The 19,134-nt window shown below is 35.7% G+C and carries 22 protein-coding genes; all 22 read left to right on the top strand.

All coding sequences use genetic code 11. The features are described from left to right. Positions 1 to 73: 73 nt before the first annotated feature. Positions 74 to 1,084 carry a stage III sporulation protein AA gene (spoIIIAA, locus tag G532_RS14610; protein WP_051189028.1) on the top strand — a complete coding sequence of 337 codons (1,011 nt, stop codon included), beginning with the start codon at positions 74 to 76 and terminating at the stop codon, positions 1,082 to 1,084. Then, on the top strand, positions 999 to 1,511 hold the full coding sequence (gene spoIIIAB, locus G532_RS0102695) for a stage III sporulation protein SpoIIIAB (protein WP_027963414.1): 513 nt from the start codon (positions 999 to 1,001) through the stop codon (positions 1,509 to 1,511). Before spoIIIAA ends, spoIIIAB begins: the two co-directional genes overlap by 86 nt. A 12-nt stretch (positions 1,512 to 1,523) precedes the next feature. Beyond that, positions 1,524 to 1,733 carry a stage III sporulation protein AC gene (gene spoIIIAC / locus G532_RS0102690; protein ID WP_027963413.1) on the top strand — a complete coding sequence of 70 codons (210 nt, stop codon included), beginning with the start codon at positions 1,524 to 1,526 and terminating at the stop codon, positions 1,731 to 1,733. A gap of 13 nt (positions 1,734 to 1,746) precedes the next feature. Then, the gene (gene spoIIIAD, locus G532_RS0102685) at positions 1,747 to 2,136 is read left to right on the top strand and encodes a stage III sporulation protein AD (protein WP_027963412.1); all 390 of its coding nucleotides are present in this window, start codon (positions 1,747 to 1,749) and stop codon (positions 2,134 to 2,136) included. 32 nt (positions 2,137 to 2,168) lie between these two features. Further along, positions 2,169 to 3,353 (top strand): stage III sporulation protein AE, encoded by a 1,185-nt coding sequence (gene spoIIIAE / locus G532_RS0102680; protein WP_027963411.1) that lies wholly within the window; start codon positions 2,169 to 2,171, stop codon positions 3,351 to 3,353. Between the two features lie 12 nt (positions 3,354 to 3,365). Continuing rightward, a complete protein-coding gene (gene spoIIIAF, locus G532_RS0102675; RefSeq protein WP_027963410.1) occupies positions 3,366 to 3,956 on the top strand; it encodes a stage III sporulation protein AF in 591 nt (196 codons plus the stop codon). Between the two features lies 1 nt (position 3,957). Beyond that, a complete protein-coding gene (gene spoIIIAG, locus G532_RS0102670; protein ID WP_035512448.1) occupies positions 3,958 to 4,584 on the top strand; it encodes a stage III sporulation protein AG in 627 nt (208 codons plus the stop codon). A 1-nt stretch (position 4,585) separates the two neighbouring features. Beyond that, a complete protein-coding gene (locus tag G532_RS0102665) occupies positions 4,586 to 5,149 on the top strand; it encodes a SpoIIIAH-like family protein (RefSeq protein WP_027963408.1) in 564 nt (187 codons plus the stop codon). Positions 5,150 to 5,357: 208 nt separating this feature from the next. Then, positions 5,358 to 5,864, top strand: coding sequence for an acetyl-CoA carboxylase biotin carboxyl carrier protein (gene accB / locus G532_RS0102660; RefSeq protein WP_027963407.1), 507 nt, complete (start codon positions 5,358 to 5,360; stop codon positions 5,862 to 5,864). Between the two features lie 12 nt (positions 5,865 to 5,876). After that, positions 5,877 to 7,229 (top strand): acetyl-CoA carboxylase biotin carboxylase subunit, encoded by a 1,353-nt coding sequence (accC, locus tag G532_RS0102655; RefSeq protein WP_027963406.1) that lies wholly within the window; start codon positions 5,877 to 5,879, stop codon positions 7,227 to 7,229. A gap of 20 nt (positions 7,230 to 7,249) precedes the next feature. Continuing rightward, on the top strand, positions 7,250 to 7,651 hold the full coding sequence (locus tag G532_RS0102650; RefSeq protein WP_027963405.1) for an Asp23/Gls24 family envelope stress response protein: 402 nt from the start codon (positions 7,250 to 7,252) through the stop codon (positions 7,649 to 7,651). Between the two features lie 165 nt (positions 7,652 to 7,816). Next, a complete protein-coding gene (gene nusB, locus G532_RS0102645) occupies positions 7,817 to 8,191 on the top strand; it encodes a transcription antitermination factor NusB (RefSeq protein ID WP_027963404.1) in 375 nt (124 codons plus the stop codon). 19 nt (positions 8,192 to 8,210) lie between these two features. Then, on the top strand, positions 8,211 to 9,068 hold the full coding sequence (locus G532_RS0102640; RefSeq protein WP_027963403.1) for a bifunctional 5,10-methylenetetrahydrofolate dehydrogenase/5,10-methenyltetrahydrofolate cyclohydrolase: 858 nt from the start codon (positions 8,211 to 8,213) through the stop codon (positions 9,066 to 9,068). Between the two features lie 2 nt (positions 9,069 to 9,070). Beyond that, on the top strand, positions 9,071 to 10,429 hold the full coding sequence (gene xseA / locus G532_RS0102635) for an exodeoxyribonuclease VII large subunit (protein ID WP_027963402.1): 1,359 nt from the start codon (positions 9,071 to 9,073) through the stop codon (positions 10,427 to 10,429). Beyond that, on the top strand, positions 10,416 to 10,655 hold the full coding sequence (xseB, locus tag G532_RS0102630; protein WP_027963401.1) for an exodeoxyribonuclease VII small subunit: 240 nt from the start codon (positions 10,416 to 10,418) through the stop codon (positions 10,653 to 10,655). The genes xseA and xseB overlap by 14 nt, the downstream gene beginning before the upstream one ends. 2 nt (positions 10,656 to 10,657) lie before the next feature. After that, a complete protein-coding gene (locus G532_RS0102625; RefSeq protein ID WP_156882519.1) occupies positions 10,658 to 11,533 on the top strand; it encodes a polyprenyl synthetase family protein in 876 nt (291 codons plus the stop codon). A 701-nt stretch (positions 11,534 to 12,234) separates the two neighbouring features. Beyond that, a complete protein-coding gene (locus G532_RS0102615) occupies positions 12,235 to 12,861 on the top strand; it encodes a hypothetical protein (RefSeq protein ID WP_027963399.1) in 627 nt (208 codons plus the stop codon). Positions 12,862 to 12,867: 6 nt separating this feature from the next. Then, positions 12,868 to 14,760 (top strand): 1-deoxy-D-xylulose-5-phosphate synthase, encoded by a 1,893-nt coding sequence (gene dxs, locus G532_RS0102610; protein ID WP_027963398.1) that lies wholly within the window; start codon positions 12,868 to 12,870, stop codon positions 14,758 to 14,760. A gap of 2 nt (positions 14,761 to 14,762) precedes the next feature. Beyond that, a complete protein-coding gene (locus G532_RS0102605; RefSeq protein WP_027963397.1) occupies positions 14,763 to 15,593 on the top strand; it encodes a TlyA family RNA methyltransferase in 831 nt (276 codons plus the stop codon). A gap of 17 nt (positions 15,594 to 15,610) precedes the next feature. Then, positions 15,611 to 16,060, top strand: coding sequence for a transcriptional regulator AhrC/ArgR (gene ahrC, locus G532_RS0102600; protein ID WP_027963396.1), 450 nt, complete (start codon positions 15,611 to 15,613; stop codon positions 16,058 to 16,060). 20 nt (positions 16,061 to 16,080) lie between these two features. Beyond that, positions 16,081 to 17,799: a DNA repair protein RecN gene (recN, locus tag G532_RS0102595; protein WP_027963395.1), complete on the top strand. Its 1,719-nt coding sequence runs from the start codon at positions 16,081 to 16,083 to the stop codon at positions 17,797 to 17,799. A 186-nt stretch (positions 17,800 to 17,985) separates the two neighbouring features. Further along, a complete protein-coding gene (gene spoIVB, locus G532_RS14605; RefSeq protein ID WP_051189025.1) occupies positions 17,986 to 19,047 on the top strand; it encodes a SpoIVB peptidase in 1,062 nt (353 codons plus the stop codon). Positions 19,048 to 19,134: the final 87 nt, after the last annotated feature.

Below are 19,134 nucleotides of genomic sequence, written 5' to 3'. Positions count from 1 at the left end.
CTCAAGCGAATGCTCTTTTTTTGGTTATATCAGATACTTAAAATCATAGACTCTAATAAAGGAGTGAATAGTCATGGAGGAAGTCACACAGTACTTACCCTATAAACTTAAATTATGGATGGATCAGCATATTACTCCTAAGGAAGAAAAATCGATTGAAGAAATTAGGCTAAGAGTTGGACAAGCGCCACAAATTATTTTTCATACACATGAACAATTTGTTGAGAAGTATATTTTTTCGAGTATGGATGCCACTGCTTTACTGACTAAAATAAGTGAGCACTCGGTATATCGATTAGAAGAAGAGTTACAGAAAGGTTATATCACGATTCAAGGTGGTCACCGAATAGGCATCAGTGGAAAAGTGACTATTCACAATGGAAGTGTACAAGCGATTACACACGTCTCTTCATTTAATATACGAATAGCCAAGGCTAAAATTGGTATTTCCCAAGCTTTATTACCCAATATTTATGATGGAAAAATAAAAAACACATTATTAGTTGGCCCACCAAAAAGCGGTAAAACAACACTACTTCGTGATTTGATTAGAACATTTAGCGATGGTCACTATTATGTTCATGGTACGCGGGTTGGCTTGGTTGATGAAAGAAGTGAAATAGCAGCGTGCTATCAGGGAGTTCCACAACATGATTTGGGAAGAAGAACGGATGTCCTTTCTGATTGTCCGAAAGCAGAGGGAATGATGATGCTAATTCGTTCTATGTCTCCACAGCTATTGGTAGCTGATGAGATTGGAAATGAGGATGACTGTGAAAGTGTATTAGAAGCCGTGTATGCAGGGGTTAATGTTTTTTGTAGTATTCATGGTTTCTCTTTTGAGGATATACAAAAGCGACCTTCCATGACACAAATTATGAAACGGAAAGCTTTTGACAGAATTGTTATATTAGCTTCTAATCCGAGTCCAGGTCGAGTATTAACGATATATGATAGCGATGGAAATCGAATTCATAAACAAGTAAGGGGAATAAGGAATGAAATGGATCGGGGCAATTCTAATTCTTTTAACGTGCACGTGGGTGGGAATCGATCTGGCCAAACGATATACCCAAAGACCTAAAGAAATTCGAGAATTGATACACGCTCTTCAATTAATGGAATCAGAAATGACATATTCCAAAGAGCCTCTTCATCAAATATTGTTAAATATATCAAAGCAAGTAAATGCACCAATTTCATTTCTTTTTTATGATACTTATGAGGAATTGGTCCATTCAGATCAATCCGTTTCTGAAATCACCTCTCTAACTATAAAAAAAAATCTTCATAAGCTCGCTTTAAAACAAAAAGAAATAGAATTGCTTCTGCAGTTCACTCAAACACTTGGTTCTCACAATTTATCACAACAGCTAAAACAGATCTCATTAGTATTGGTTCACTTACATCATGAGTTATCTGATGCACTTGCGGAAGAGAAACGATTCGCTAGTTTGTTTCGGTCGTTAGGTGTGTTAACTGGGTTGCTCCTCGTGTTAATTCTCATTTAAGGGGGTTAGGTAATGTCAGATATCTATTTACTATTTCAGGTGGCAGGAATAGGCATAGTCGTAGCAATGATTCATACGATTTTAAAGCAAATGGGAAAAGAGGATATGGCGCAGTGGGCAACTTTGTTAGGGTTTATCTTGGTTTTAGTAATTGTAATAGAATATGTGTCCAAACTGTTTCAAGAAATCAGAAGTGTATTTTTATTACAAATGTTAATGTAAAGGGTTCTTCCTAATGGCGTTCTTACAAATAATTTCTGTCATTATTGTAGCGGCAATATTAATTATTTTAGTAAAAGAAAAAAACACCTCTATTGCCTACTTACTTTCTATCCTCACAGGTACTTTCGTATTCTTATTTGTTTTAATGCAATTGAATGAGGTGTTTAACGCTTTTCAACAACTAACTACTCAAATAAATTTATCGCTTTTACACTTGGATACGATTTTCAAAGTTATTGGCGTAGCATACATAACAGAATTTACTTCTCAGTTACTTCGTGACGCAAATCTGAACGCGATCGCTTTAAAAGTTGAGATTGTAGGTAAATTATTTATTCTTCTAATTGCTCTACCGATCTTAATTGCTGTAATGGAAGTATTAATAGCTTTTGTACCTTCATAAGATCAACGTTAATGAGTTGAAGGGGTCCCATAATGAATAAAACAATGTTGCGAATTATGATACTTACAATCTGTATATTAATTTTTCCTAAAACCTTAGTTGCTGAAGAGGAACTTCCAGAACAGGACGAACACGAGGTAGAAGAAACACTCTATGAGTTTGTAAAAGTGGACGAGTTAGAGAATCAATGGAAAGAAACCTTAAATGAGTACAGGAACTACCTCCCATTAGATCATCAAACAACCTGGAGGGATTTCGTAGAAGGCGCGTCCTTGCTTTCATTATCAGATTGGGGAAAAGGATTTGTACTATTTTTCTTAGAGGAATGGGTAAACAACGGGAAAACGATTGGCATTCTAATATTTTTAACTTTATTAAGCGTCTTTTTGAAGTTACTCATTGAGTCATTTGAACGTGATGCAGTAGCTAATGTAAGTTATATGGTTATCTTTGGAGTCTTAATTACGGTGGCGATTGCAAGTTTCAATCAGGCAATCTCATATGCAACAACAACAATAGATACGATGGGGCAATTTATGATTGCTCTATTACCTTTATATTTAAGTTTAATGGCTGCGTTTGGAAACATAACTTCTGTTGGTTTTTTTCAACCATTCTTATTGTTTTTCACTCAATTCAGTAGTCTATTTATTTCAAAATTAATCATTCCTTTATTTTTTCTATCTGCAATTTTACATATCGCAAACGAGATGAATCAAACGCATGACATCTCAAAGCTTGCTTATTTATTTCGTCAGATCGCTTTTTGGTTAATGGGAGGATTTTTATCTATATTTATGTTTGTTATTTCACTTCAAGGTGGCGCAGCAGCTACTGCAGATGGATTAGCAATCAGGGCGGCTAAATTTGTTACTAGCAATTTTATTCCCGTCATAGGAAGGGTATTTACTGAAGCCACAGATACCGTGCTGTCGACATCTATATTATTAAAAAACGCAATTGGACTCGCTAGTGTGGTCATGATTATTATTATAACTATTTTCCCAGCTATAAAAATTCTTGTACTTGGCCTAATGTTCCGTGTAACAGCGGCTTTATTACAACCAGTGGCTGACGGACCTGTAATTGCAGTTATTGATTGGATGGGAAAACATATACTTTATATTTTAGTTGCTTTATTGATTGTGTCTATCATGTTTTTCTTTGCAATTGTCATCTTAATCATTGTAGGAAACGCAACACTAATGATCAGGTAAGGAAGGGTGCGAATGGGATATTTAATTGACTGGGTAACACAAATAGTTATTTTTATGTTCGTAGCCACGATTTTGGCTCTACTAATTCCTCAATCGAAACAAGCTGCTACGTTAAAAGTTGTACTAGGATTAATTATTCTTTTAATATTCCTACACCCGTTAACTAAAATATTTAATGTAAACCCTTCAAATATAATAGCTGAACTCGATTATTTTGAAGGGGCATTTGAATTAGACGAGATGGATCAAATCGTGGAATCTAAAAAAAGTGAAATACAAGAAGGACAAGATGCATATATATTAAAACAGTTAGAAGAACAAACTCACTCAATGCTAGAAAAGGAGTTGATGGATGAATATGGTTTAACGGTTCATTCCATTAAGTTTCAAATGCAATATGAGGAGGGGGCGATGTTAGAGGATATTGAACATATGGAAATTTATATTGGAGAATCAGAAGAAGTGATTAAGGAAGTGAAAACTGTACAAATTCCTAATCATACTGTAAGTCAGACAAGAGATATAGAAGAGGTTAAGGGTTTTATAGCATCACAACTAGAAGTAACTAGTGATAGAATCATGATCGTTTGGGATGGTGAATAACATGCATTGGTTGAAGAAATGGTTATCTTCAGGAAGCGAAGAAAATCGACCCAGTAAACGTTCTTACATCCTATTAATTGGATTAATCGGTTTATTGTTTTTGATTGTGTCCAACATATTTGGAGGACAAGCTGATTCGAATGAAATAGATCCGTCGGAAGAACAAGAGGTATGGTTGAATAAGGATCAAGAGAAACAAGAAGAAGGAATTCAATCGATGGAATCTTTTCAGAACGCACTTCAAGAAGAATTAACTTTTGCGTTAAATCGTATGGATGGTATTTCAAATGTAGAGGTTAACTTGCAATTAGAAGCTTCAGCACTAAAAATTTATGAACAAAATACAATTACTGGCTATCAAAAAACCGACGAAAATGATCAAAGTGGTGGAACGAGACAAGTAGAAGACGAAACAATTGAACATCAAACAGTATTAACTAGAGAAAATAATATAGAAAAACCTTTATTAATACAGACACAAAGTCCGGCTGTAAAAGGCGTACTTGTGATTGCAGAAGGTGTCGATCAAATTCAGAACAAGCAAATGGTTATTGAAGCAGTATCACGTTTATTGGACGTATCAACCCATCGTATTGCAGTAATGCCTAAAAGTAGGGAGGAAGAATAAAATGGTTTTAAAGAAGCAAACAGTTTGGTTAATTACAATGTTAAGTTTATTAATTGTACTCAGTGTGTATTATATTTTATCTCCAGGTGGTGATCAGGTTGCTTTAATACCTGATGACGAAGAAGAAAGGGAGGAACAAGAAGATAGAGAAGATAGTGAGGAGCCTGAAGATTCCTCAGTTGTTGGAGAAGTAGAGTATTCTAATTTATCAAATGATGAATTATTTACAGCTATTCGAATGGATAAAGAGGATCATAGAAGTGAAGTGAAAGAACAGTTATCAGCAATTGTAGCTTCGAGTAACGCTTCAACTGAAGAAAAAAATGAAGCTATAGAAGAGATGACAGCTTTACAAACAGTGGCTCAAAAAGAAACAATTTTAGAAAGAATGATTCAACAAGATAAAGAGTATCGTGATGTTTTAGTAAGACAGGAAGAAGATTTTATTAATATTACTGTCATTGCAAATGAGTTGTCATCTACTGATGCGAATCACTTAATGCAACTAGCAAGGGATGAATTCGGACCAATGGAAGTTCGAGTCAAATTACAATCAGAAGAGTAATAGCAACCCATACCTAGTTATAGGTGTGGGTTATTTTTTTGTGTTAAACGATAAAATCGGTTCATTTACATGCTTGAAAATAGAGAAATTTCTGTTTAAAAGTTCTGTGGATTAAAAGATAAAGTTGAAGATTGTATCAATTTTATCGTACAATGATTAATAGGAAATATTAGTACCTGTTATTAAATGAAGAAGGAGTGCAAAACTCATGTTGAAAGTACAAGAGATCCGCGAACTGATTAAATTAATCGATGATTCATCCATTTCAGAATTCACTTATGAAGCTGATGGTGCTACAGTATCAATGAAAAAACAGGGAGAACAAGTTGTGCAAACTGCTCCTAAACCAACCGAGCAACCAGTTACACCTCAGCCAGTAGAACAAGAACAGTCAGTACCAGAAAAAGTTACTACGGAGCCATCTGCGAAAGAAGAGGAAGAGAATCAATCAAACGCCAGTATGAGTACTGATTATGATACTGAAATCACCTCTCCAATGGTGGGTACCTTTTATGAAGCACCAACTCCAGAAGATCCAGCTTATATTCAGGTAGGAGACCAAGTGAAGAGTCAGTCTGTTGTCTGTATCGTAGAAGCAATGAAACTATTTAATGAGATCGAAGCAGAAGTTGATGGTGAAATTGTTGAAATTCTAGTTCAAAATGGAGAACTAGTAGAGTACGGACAACCATTATTTCGAGTGAAGAATAAATAGGAGGGATTGTCCGTGATTCAAAAAGTACTCGTCGCCAATAGAGGCGAAATCGCCGTAAGAATAATTCGTGCTTGTAAAGAACTAGGTATTGAAACCGTCGCAATATTCTCAGAAGCGGATGAAGAGTCCTTGCATGTTCAATTAGCGGATGAAGCGTATTGTGTTGGGCCAATCTTAAGTAAAGATAGCTATTTGAATAAAACAAATGTAATGAGTTTAGCTAAATTGACCGATTGTGATGCGATTCACCCCGGTTATGGATTTTTATCAGAGAATGCTGACTTTGCGGAAATGTGTGAAGAGTGCAACGTGATTTTCATTGGTCCAAGTGCAGATGCCATTTCAAGAATGGGGACGAAGGACGTAGCACGTGAAACAATGAAAGAAGCGGGTGTACCAATTGTTCCTGGTTCTGAAGGGTTAATTGAAGATGTAGAGGATGGCAAGAAAGTCGCAAAGGAAATAGGATACCCAGTAATTATTAAAGCTACCGCTGGTGGTGGGGGTAAAGGAATCCGTGTCGCTAGAGATGAGGAAGAATTAATAACTGGTATCCGTATGACTCAAAACGAAGCAGAGACTGCTTTTGGTAATCCTGGAGTCTATTTAGAAAGATTTATTGAAGACTTTCGACATGTAGAGATCCAAGTTCTTGGTGATGCTCATGGAAACGTAATCCATCTCGGGGAACGTGATTGTACCATCCAAAGAAGACTTCAAAAACTAATAGAGGAAACTCCATCCCCAGCAATTGATGCTGCCACTCGTGAAGAGATGGGGAATGCAGCAGTTCGAGCTGCGAAAGCGGTAAATTATGTCGGTGCAGGAACAATAGAATTTATTTATGATAAAAATAAAAATGAGTATTATTTCATGGAAATGAATACTCGTATTCAAGTTGAGCATCCTGTAACTGAAATGGTAACTGGAATTGATTTAATAAAAGAACAGATTTTTGTTGCTAGTGGTCAACCACTAAATGTTACACAAGAAGAAGTTACTTTTGAAGGATGGTCTATTGAATGTAGAATTAACGCAGAGGATCCATTTAAAAACTTTATGCCATCTGCAGGTAAAGTAGAAATGTATTTACCTCCAGGAGGGTTTGGAGTAAGAGTGGATTCCGCAGCATATTCTGGCTGGAATATACCACCTTATTATGACTCAATGATCGCTAAATTAATTACTTATGGGAAAACAAGAGAAGAGGCTATTCTGAAGATGAATCGTGCCTTAGACGAATTCATAATTGAAGGAATACATTCAACGATTCCTTTCCATAAGAAAATGATGAACCACCCTGTATTTGTTCAAGGTGATTTTAATACAAACTTCTTAGATGAATATGATGTAATGAAAGAATAGTAAACAAAGGAGTGTTATTCATGTCTGACCATCATTTATTAAATGTAAGTGAAGATTCTTCTTTAGGTCGTGTCGAAATTGCTCCAGAGGTTATTGAAGTGATTGCAGGAATTGCTGCAAATGAAATAAGCGGTGTGGCAAACATGCGAGGGAATATTGCCTCCAATGTTACGGAGCGACTAGGTAAGAAGAAACATGGCAAAGGTGTCAAAGTTGAGCTAAGTGAAGAAGGTATATTAATTGATGTTTATACAGTGCTTGATTATGGTATATCCATTCCCAAAGTTGCTGAAAAAATACAAGATAGTATACGATCCACTTTGAAAAACATGACGGCATTAGAAATAATTGAAATTAATGTTCATGTGGTTGCGATCCAAATTGAAGACAAAACGGTCGAACCAAAAACAGAAACTAAATAATTAAATTGGAAGCCTAACTAATTATAAACTAACTAGTTAGGCTTTTTTCATTCCACTTATTTTCATGGTAAACTTATTGTGAACATGGTAGGATAATAAGGGTTATCTATAAATGAACCAATTAATTTTAAATTATTATATATAGTAAATTAAAGGAGAATTAGGATGAAACGAAGTCACAGCCGTGAAAAAGCATTTCAAGTACTTTATCAAATTGATATAAATGAGAGTCAATCTACAGAGGAATTAGTTATTGCAATGGATGAGGAACTTGATCCTTTTTCCCGTATTTTAATAGATGGAGTTATTGCGCATAAATCAGAACTGGACAAGAAAATTAGTGACAAATTAGAAAAGTGGTCCTTTAACCGCATCGGAACGGTTGAGAAAACGGTACTTAGAATTGCCGTATTTGAAATTTTCCATCAAGATGATACTCCTAATAAAGTTGTAGTCAACGAAGCAATTGATTTATCCAAACGTTTTAATGATGAACAGTCTGGGAAATTTATTAATGGTGTATTATCCAAGTTTTTCTAAGGTTATGGAGGGATAGACGATGGAAACTAGACTACTTTATGGTCAGCCTGTCGCTCAAGAATTAAAAAACAAAATATCAACTGATATTCATTCATTAAAAAAAGTTGGGTCCATACCCAAATTGGTAGTGATTATAATTGGAGAAGACCAAGCTTCTCTTACATATGTATCAATGAAGAAGAAAGCTGCAGATAAGTTAGGTATGTCTTCAGAAATCCTCCGTTTCCCTCCCTCTATTACGGAACAACAATTAAAGGACGAAATCTCAAAGTTAAATAAAGATATGAATGTTCACGGAATTCTTCTACAACTTCCAATTCCGAACCATATAAATGAAAAAAATGTATTGGAATGGATTGATCCAAGGAAAGATGTAGATGGATTTCACCCCACGAATGTAGGGCGTTTGACGGTGGGACAACCAGGTTTTTATCCGTGTACTCCATTAGGAATCATGAGGATTCTTACTTTTTATGAAATACCTATTAAAGGTAAACACGTGGTGATCGTCGGTAGAAGCAATATAGTTGGAAAACCAGTAGGGCAATTACTTTTAAATAAAGATGCGACGGTTACGTTTTGTCACTCCAAAACAGAGGACTTGCAAGAACTAACTTCTCGAGCTGATATACTCATTATCGCAATTGGAAAAGCTCATTTTATAAAACGAAATGCTGTTAAAAAAGGGGCTACAGTAATTGATATTGGAAACACATTTAATGAACAAAAACAGGTTTTTGGAGATGCGGATATGAATGATTTAAAAGGCCATGTCGCAAATATTACCCCAGTCCCAAAAGGTGTAGGGCCGATGACAATTACTATGTTATTATACAATACGGTACAAGCAGCAAAGGAATTGAATAAAGGAGAATGAGAATGGAACAGAAGTATTTGACGGTAACGGCATTAACCAAATATATAAAACGAAAACTTCAAACCGATTCTCATTTACAAAATATACTCCTACAAGGTGAAATTTCTAATTTTAACCATCATAGCAGAGGTCATATGTACTTTAGCCTTAAAGATCAACAAGCTAAAATTAGTGTGGTTATGTTTGCTACTCAAAACAGCTCTTTGAAATTCAAGCCTGAAAACGGTATGAAAGTATTGATTACTGGTGATATAGATGTTTATGAAAGAAATGGCCAGTACCAAGTATATGCTAAACAAATGGAACCAGATGGGATTGGATCGCTATATTTAGCCTATGAAGAACTAAAAAAGAAGCTTCATTCAGAAGGTTTGTTTGATGAAATTCACAAAAAGCAAATCCCTACTTATCCAAACAGAATTGCTATTGTTACATCTTCCACTGGGGCAGCGGTTAGAGATATTATTACAACATTACAAAGAAGATACCCTTCTGCAAAGAGAACTATTATTCCAGTGGCAGTCCAAGGAGAAAAGGCTGCAGGGAGCATAGCAAGCGCTATTAACTTTGTGAATGAGTTAAGTGACTTCGACACAATTATTACAGGTCGTGGTGGAGGTTCGATTGAGGAGCTTTGGGCATTTAATGAAGAGGTTGTAGCCCGTTCTATCTTCAACTCAAAAATTCCTGTAATCTCTGCAGTTGGTCATGAAACTGATTTTACAATTGCTGATTTTGTTGCAGATTTACGTGCGCCTACTCCCACAGCTGCAGCTGAATTAGCCGTACCATCCATAATAGAATTGCATAAACAAATTGAAAACTATAAACATCGTCTTACTCAACAAATCAAGGCTATGGCTCATAATTATAAGAATAATTTATTGAGACTAGAACAATCTTATGCATTTAAATATCCGGAGCAACTTACTAGGCAAAAGGAACAAGATTTTGATCGAACGTTTCAAAACTTAAAACGAATGATGAACCTTCAATTAGAGAGAAGAACAAATGACTTTAAAGTGTTATCAAATAGATTGAGTAGAGTGACACCAATAAATATACTAGAGCAAAGAACGAAAGATTATCTGATACTTCATAAACGTCTTGATCAATTAACAAATGAGATACTAAACCAAAAGAAAAATAACTTTTCGAATCAATTAAATAAGTTGAGTATTTTAAGTCCTCTTGAGACAATGAAAAGAGGCTATTCGATAACATATAAAAATGAAAAGATTACTACTTCTATCTCGGAACACAATAAGGGTGATCAAATCAAAATTGCTCTTACAGATGGAGAATTAGAAGCTGAGATAACAAATATAGGAGAAAGGAATGATCTCCATGGAGAACAGTAACGAAGAGAAAGAGCAGTCGTTTGAGCAAGCTTTAGAAAAGCTAGAGGAAATTGTTCAAAAGTTAGAACAAGGTGATGTTCCATTGGAAGAAGCGATTGAATCATATAAAGAGGGAATGCAGCTTTCAAAAGTTTGTAATAACAAATTACAAAAAGTAGAAACGGAAATAACAGAAATCATGAAGGATAATGGACAAGTAGAAGCATATAACTTGGAGGAAGAATAATTGTGAAAGATACATTGTTTGAATCAAAACGTAATTGGATAAATGAACAACTTGAGAAATCGGTTTCTAATTTGAACCTACCATTAGAACTTAATGAAGCTTTAATCTATACTATTGAAGCAGGTGGAAAAAGACTTCGGCCAATTTTGATGCTCTCTACCTTTCAAGCTTTTGGGGAAGTAAATAACAAAGTCATTGAGCCTGCAATCGCGCTAGAAATGATCCACACATACTCATTAGTTCATGACGATCTTCCTTCAATGGATGACGACGACTTGAGGAGAGGTAATCCAACTATTCATAAAAAATTTGATGAAGCCACTGCAGTATTAATAGGGGATGGATTATTAACCTATGCTTTTCAAATTATTTCTGGTTCTTCCAATTTGGGTGCAGAAGAAAAAGTCTATATTATACATCAATTAAGCAAGGCTAGTGGGTTTGAAGGAATGATTGCAGGTCAATTTATGGATCTAAGAGGGGAAGGGAAAGAGTTAGAAGAAAGTGATTTAACTGCCATTCACCAAAAGAAAACTGGAGAATTGATTAGCGCATCTGTTAAAATTGGAGCCTATTTAGGTGGGGCAAACCCTCCGCAAATTGAGGCGTTAAATGATTATGCAGAACATTTGGGTTTAATATTTCAAATACAAGATGACATTTTAGATGTAAAAGGGAAAGAAGAAGTAATCGGTAAACCTGTAGGAAGTGATGAAGCTCTAAATAAAAGTACATATCCTAAGATAATTGGATTAGCTGGGGCTGAAAAGAAACGTGATGATTGTATGGTAGAAGCAAAAGAAGCTTACAGTCGTGCAAATATTCACCAACCAGAGTTACTTTCCTTCATAGACCTATTTGGAAACCGTATGTTTTAAGGCGTTTAACTAATTGTGGGAATGTATTTAATATGATAAAATAGATGTATTGGGAGGATGGTGCAGTATTCTAGTCGATCTTCCACTTCTGAAGGCGGGCCTAAAAATCCGCCAAAGGGCACATCGATGAAGTTTCTGGTGTTGGCTTGAGGCGCCCAGCCTTGGGTCGATGCTGGGAGTTAAGGTCGCAGGGCGATCCACAATGGCATGTGGGCGTTGACCCTGCTTCCGTGGAGGCCCATTCTTGTTCTTGGTGATACCATTCACCAAGGATGAAATGGGGTATGAACCTGCAAGATAGGGAGTTTGATTCCCCTATCTGCAGCGTAGCCTGCCTTGAGTGATGTCTAGGGGATGGCAATGCACACATGATGCTTTCGGAAGGCCAACGAAGCATTGTGGTAATGTTGCCTGAAATAGACGTTGCAAAAGAGGCTAGGAAGTGGTTAAAGGTTGTTGAGGAAAACTCCTAGACTGTTCTTTAAGACACTTAAAAGGGATTATAGTGCGGACTAAGTGGTAATCCAGTCTAGCTTCCGGAAACGGAGCTAAAGTCGCTTTAAAGGGAAACCGCCGATGTGGCAACACATGGTAGCGACTTGGGAAAACCTACTGGACCTAAGCTGCAATTTTTACCTTTTAAGTGACCATCCTAACCGTACATATGCGTCGGTTAAACAGAACTTGAGGTAATAACGATAATGATCAAAATTATAAAACAATCCATAAAGTTTAGTCTAAGTATAGCCGTTATCACCTTTGTGTTAGCGGCCATTTTTTCAATTGTATCCACATCCATTCTTAATGGAGTTGGTTGGGCCCTCGGAATGGTTATTGTATTTATCATTGTAATGATAGGTGTACTTTCCGACATGATGGGTATTGCGGCGACTGCTGCAAGTGAACGACCTTTTCATTCTATGGCATCTGAAAAAGTGTACGGGGCAAAAAATTCGATTAGAATTATCCGTAATGCTGATAAGTTTGCTACTTTTTGTAACGATGTAATTGGAGATATAGCAGGTGTTATTAGTGGTACTGCATCGGGTATTGTAGTACTAAACTTAGCACTTAGCATAAATAGTGGTAATACGAGCACTCTACAATTTGTTATTGGAGTAATATTCACAAGTTTGGTAGCTGCTGTTACAGTTGGTGGTAAATCATTAGGGAAATCTTTAGCTATTCGATTATCTACAAACTTGATTCTTTTCGCCGGTAAAATAACAGCTTTAATGGAAGACTATTTAAAGATTAAAGTACTTCCAGATAATAAAAAGAAAAAGAAATCCAATAATAAAATGAAAAACAATAATAAAGGTGAGTGATCCGATATGGATCTGAACAACATTCAACATCCATCTGAAATAAAGCATCTAACTATAGATCAACTGCAAGAACTTAGCCAAGAAGTGAGAAATTTCCTTATTGAAAACCTGTCTATTACAGGTGGTCACTTGGGGCCAAATCTTGGTGTTGTAGAATTAACACTCGCTTTACACCATGCGTTTGAGAGTCCTAAAGATAAATTTATATTTGATGTAGGTCATCAGTCTTATGTGCATAAAATGTTAACGGGAAGAATTAATAATTTTAGTACATTGAGAAAATATAAAGGGTTATGTGGTTTTCCAAAACGCAATGAAAGTGAACATGATGTGTGGGAAACTGGGCATAGCTCTACTTCTTTGTCTGCTGCTATGGGTATGGCGATTGCGCGGGACCTTAAAGGGGAGAAACATTCGGTAGTACCTATTATCGGTGATGGTGCTTTAACAGGTGGAATGGCACTAGAAGCATTGAACCATATTGGTCATGAAAAGAAAGATATGATTGTTATACTCAATGACAATGAAATGTCCATCGCTCCTAACGTTGGTGCGGTTCATAATATACTTGGACGCTTAAGAAGTGGACAAAGATATAATTGGGTGAAAGATGAACTGGAAGTATTATTGAAAAAAATCCCATCCGTTGGTGGCAAAATAGCTAATACGGCGGAACGTGTGAAAGATAGTATGAAGTATTTAGTTGTACCTGGTATGTTTTTTGAAGAAATGGGTTTCACTTATTATGGACCTGTCGATGGACATGATTATGAAGCTTTATTTAAGTCAATTAACTATGCGAAGAAAACGGAAGGTCCAATTATTATTCATGTCTTAACAACAAAAGGTAAAGGCTATAAACCAGCTGAAAGTGATAAAATTGGTACTTGGCATGGTGTGGGACCATATAAAATAGAATCTGGTGAATCAACGAAAGGCAGTAGTAGTGGAACTGCATGGAGTAAAGTTGTAAGCGATTCACTTATTCAATTAGCTGAAAATGACCCACGAATAGTAGCTGTAACACCAGCTATGACAGTAGGTTCAAAATTAGAAGATTTCAAGAAAAAATTTCCTGATCGTTTATTTGATGTAGGGATTGCTGAACAACATGCAACCACTGTATCCGGTGGTCTTGCTACCCAAGGAATGAAACCATTTTTATCTATTTATTCAACCTTTTTACAAAGAGGGTTTGACCAAGTAGTTCACGATGTATGTAGGCAAAACTTAAATGTTATGTTCGGAATTGATCGCGCCGGCTTGGTAGGTGCAGATGGGGAAACTCATCAAGGGGTTTTTGACATTTCATTCATGAGACATTTACCAAATATGAAAATTATGATGCCAAAAGATGCACAAGAATGTCAGCACATGATTTATACAGCGCTAAAAAACGACGACGGCCCAATGGCCATTAGATACCCTAGAGGAAATGCTCCGGATCAACCAGTTGAAGGAGATTTTAAACCTATAAAAATCGGTAGTTGGGAAGTTCTTCGTCAAGGAGATGACTTGGTAATCTTAACATTCGGGACAACCATTGATCTTGCTCTAAAGGCTGCAGAAGAATTAAATGAAGATGGTATTTCTGTAAAAATAGTCAATGCTCGCTTTATTAAACCGTTGGATGAAGCTATGCTTTCAGTAATAATCAAGGAGGACCTCCCAATCTTAACGATTGAAGAGCATGCCTTACAAGGTGGATTTGGTAGTGCAGTTTTAGAATTTTTAGAAACAGAAAAATTGAACTTCCCTTATATCCACAGAATGGGGCTGCCAGATCATTTCATTGAGCATGGCAGTGTAGATGAGCTAATGGAAGAAGTAGGATTAACCGTCACTGAAGTGAAGTCGAAAGTGAAAGAGATTGTACCTTCTAAAGAAAGAAGAGCTTAAATATGAGAAAAGTAAGACTAGATTCACTATTAGTTGACTTAGGACATTTTGATTCAAGAGAAAAAGCAAAGCGCTCTATTATGGCTGGTTTAGTATTTTCAGACAGTGAAAGATTAGATAAACCTGGTGTTAAAGTGGATCCTGAAATTAAACTAAGAGTAAAAGGTAAAGCAATCCCTTACGTTAGCCGTGGGGGATTAAAGCTTAAGAAAGCTCTTGATGTGTTTAATGTGACGATGGATGATAAACATATCATTGATATAGGTTCTTCTACTGGAGGCTTTACAGATTGTGCTTTGCAACATGGGGCAAGTAAATCGTACGCAATAGACGTAGGCTATAACCAACTAGATTGGAAACTTCGAAATGACCCTAGAGTGAACGTAATGGAGCGTACAAATTTTAGATATGTAAAACCTGAAGATTTATCAGATGGAAAACCTAATTTTGCGGTGACAGACGTTTCGTTTATCTCCTTACGTCTCATTTTTCCTCCTCTAAAGGCACTGCTTAAAGATGAGTCAGATGTGATTGCGCTAATAAAACCGCAATTTGAGGCTGGAAGAGAGCAAGTTGGTAAAAAGGGAATTATTCGTGATAGAAAAATTCATGAGCAGGTTCTTGAATCGATGATTGAATTTATATTTGCAGAAGGATTTAGCATTTGTGATTTAGATTATTCCCCTATCACTGGTGGAGACGGCAACATTGAGTTTCTGTTACATGCAAAATGGACGGTGAACAAGGCAACTAACAATGTGAATAAAGAAAGACAAGTTCAAGTCGTCGAAGAGGCTCATCAGGCTTTTCATAATGTAAAATCGGAAAAATAGATCGTGAGGAATGGAATGTGAAGAAAGCACAAAGGTTATTAAAAATCAGAGAGATCATATCTAATCAAGCAATAGAAACACAAGATGAATTGGTAAGACAATTTCACCTTCTTGGGTACGATGTGACACAAGCTACAATTTCTAGAGACATTAAAGAACTTCAGTTAGTAAAAGTTCCTACAATGGATGGAGCATATAAGTATAGTGTTCCAAATGATACAAAAGTTAATCCTACAAATAAGCTTCAAAGAACATTATTAGATAGCTTTGTCTCTCTAGATAAAGCAGATCATTTTGTAGTATTAAAAACCGTACCTGGAAATGCTCAAGCAGTAGGTGTTTTAATTGACCAATTAGACTGGTATGAAATTATGGGCAGTATTTGTGGGGATGACACATGCTTGATTATATGTAGAACTCCAGTTGATTCTCAAAAGATTTATGATAACTTCATGGGAATGCTTTAGAATAAGTCGAGGTGAACTACATGTTAGCACAAATATCAATTAAGAATTTTGCTATAATCGATGAAATCACATTGAACTTTAACGATGGTCTTACTGTTTTAACTGGTGAAACAGGTGCAGGAAAATCAATAATAATTGACGCAATTCAATTATTAGCTGGTGCTAGAGCTTCTGTAGAATTTGTGCGCCATGAAGCAGAACAAGCTTCCATAGAAGGAATCTTTTTTATCGATAAAAAAGATCACATTGTATATGACATTATTAAAGAATATGAACTTCCTTTAGATGAAGAAGGAAGTGTTATTATTGAGCGTTTTATTACTTCCAAAGGAAAAAGTATTTGTAGAGTGAATGGAAAATTAGTGACTTTAGCTATACTAAAGGAAGTTGGAAGCAAACTTGTTGATATACATAGTCAACACGAAACGCAATCATTAATGAACCCAGAAAATCACTTGCATTTATTAGACCAATTTCAGTATCAGTTACTGGAAAATACATATAATAACTTTTATGAGCAGTATAAAGAATTACTACGTCTTGAAAAACGTTATCAAGAATTAACAACAAATGAACAAGAGATTGCTCAAAGAGTAGACCTTTTGAAATTTCAATATAATGAATTAGAAGAAGCACAATTGGAACCAGGTGAAGATGAATTACTTGAAAAAGAAAAGAACCAATTGGCTAATTATGAAAAGGTCTTTGAAAATCTTCAAGCTGCTTATGAACCATTAAATGGAGAACAAAGTGGATTGGACTTTATCGGCCATAGTATGAGTTCATTAGAAAATTTAGAAGATGTTGATGCTTCTTATGAAGAATTATCTCAACAAATGAAATCTTATTACTTTGGGTTAGAGGAAATTGCCTCCGAACTGAGAAATAAGATAGAGCAGTTAGAATTTCAACCCAACCGATTAGAGGAAGTAGAAAGTCGTCTTTTTGAAATTAATCGCTTAAAAAGAAAATATGGTAAAGAAGCTGATGAATTATTGTCTCTAATGGCTGAAATGGAAGAAGAGTTAGATAAACTAAATAATAAAGATTCCCATTTGCAGGAGTTAGAGAAAGAAATTGAGGGCATTCAGAAAGACGCTTTAATTGAAGCAGATCAATTGCACCAAATACGTGTAAATATAGCTAAAGAATTAACAACGGCAATTTTAGAAGAGTTAAAGGGCCTTTACTTAGATAAATCTGATTTTGAAATTGATTTTCATTTCTCACCTGGTAAGTACCAGTGGAAAGGCGAAAGTGTTAATCTTACAAAGAATGGATTAGATCAAGTGCAATTTCTAATTAGTACGAATCCTGGAGAACCTGTAAAAGCCCTTCAAAAGGTAGCTTCAGGTGGGGAAATTTCCAGAATCATGCTTGCATTAAAGAGTATATTTTCTAAACATCAACAAGTTACAAGCGTTATTTTTGATGAAGTAGATACTGGTGTTAGTGGCAGAGTTGCGTTATCAATTGCCCAAAAAATTCATGATATCTCTGCCGATTCGCAAGTATTATGTATTACTCACTTGCCTCAAGTCGCAGCTATGGCAGACCATCATTACTTGATTGAAAAGGAATTTTCTGATCAAGACCATACTAGTACTACCGTAAACCGTTTATCGAAAGAGCAGTCAGCTGAAGAAATTGGGAGAATGATTTCCGGGCAAGAGCTAACCGATACAACAAAACAACATGCAGAAGAATTAATTAAACAAGCCCATGCTTTAAAAAAATAATCCTTTTGAAGGATTATTTTTTTATTTAAAGGTATAGCATTAGTCATTTTCAATTGATACAAGCTTTCCACTTGAAGTTAAGGAAATCAAAGGTTTTATTACATTCTTTTTGTTCGTTTAAAATAGGCACTTAAAGTCCAAATTAACATTACAGCAATAAATAAAACTGAAAAAGGAGTGCTATTATTGAACAAGAAAAGTAATAAAATGCTACCGTTAATACTCCTTATTTCATTGATCATACCATTTACCAACTCCTACGCCATCGTTGCTTATGGTTCAGAAACAGTGGAAGAAGTAGTACCAGGTGGGCAATCAATAGGTGTTAAATTACACACTTCAGGTGTTGTGGTTGTAGGATTTAGTAAAGTAAATGATGAATCTCCAGCAGAGTTAGCAGGTCTTGAAATTGGTGACATCATCTTGCAGCATGATGGGAAGGAAATTCAAGATATGCAATCTTTTCAACGTATGTTGGAAACAATTAACGATCATGAAGTGGAACTATTAGTAAAAAGAAAGGAACAAATCTTTCCTCTAACCATTCAACCCGAAGAAGATACGAACCAGAATTTCAAATTAGGATTATTAATTCGAGATGCTACTGCAGGAATTGGTACACTTACCTTTTACGATCCTAAATCATCAAGGTATGGAGCACTGGGTCATATGATTACCGATCAGCAAACGCAAGAGCCCATGGATATTTTTAATGGTAAAGTCGTTCCGTCTGATATAACTTCGATCAATAAAGGTAAAAATGGGATTCCAGGGGAAAAAAGAGCCAAGTTTTCAATGGAAGAAGAGGGTATAGGTACAATTCATAAGAACAGTGACTATGGAATCTTTGGAAAAATGCAGCAATCAAACTTTCTAGACAGTGATTTACATCAACCGATTGAAATTTCAAAAGCAAATGAAGTAAAAGAAGGAAAAGCTCAAATTTATACTGTTATTGAAGATCACGAAGTTCAGGTTTTTGATATAGAGATTGTAACTAGCATGCCATCTAAAAAGCCGGAAACAAAAGGTATGATAATAAAAATTACAGATCCGAAATTACTGGATAAAACAGGTGGGATTGTGCAAGGAATGAGTGGAAGTCCGATCATCCAGAATGGAAAATTAGCAGGTGCTGTAACACATGTTTTTGTTAATGATCCAACTAGTGGTTATGGAGTACATGCGGAGTGGATGTTAAACGAAGCAGGTTTAAGTATTAATAAAGTAGAAAAAGAAGCAAGTTAACGAAAGCCTCGGCAAATTCTGCCGAGGCTTTCGTCTGTCGAAAAATATCAAAAAATGTAGGAAATAATCCTATTAATAAAATAAATT

Source organism: Halalkalibacillus halophilus DSM 18494, assembly GCF_000423105.1.
Lineage (GTDB): Bacteria > Bacillota > Bacilli > Bacillales > Alkalibacillaceae > Halalkalibacillus > Halalkalibacillus halophilus.
The sequence above is the reverse complement of the archived record's forward strand: the minus strand, read 5'-3'. Positions and strand labels throughout refer to the sequence as shown.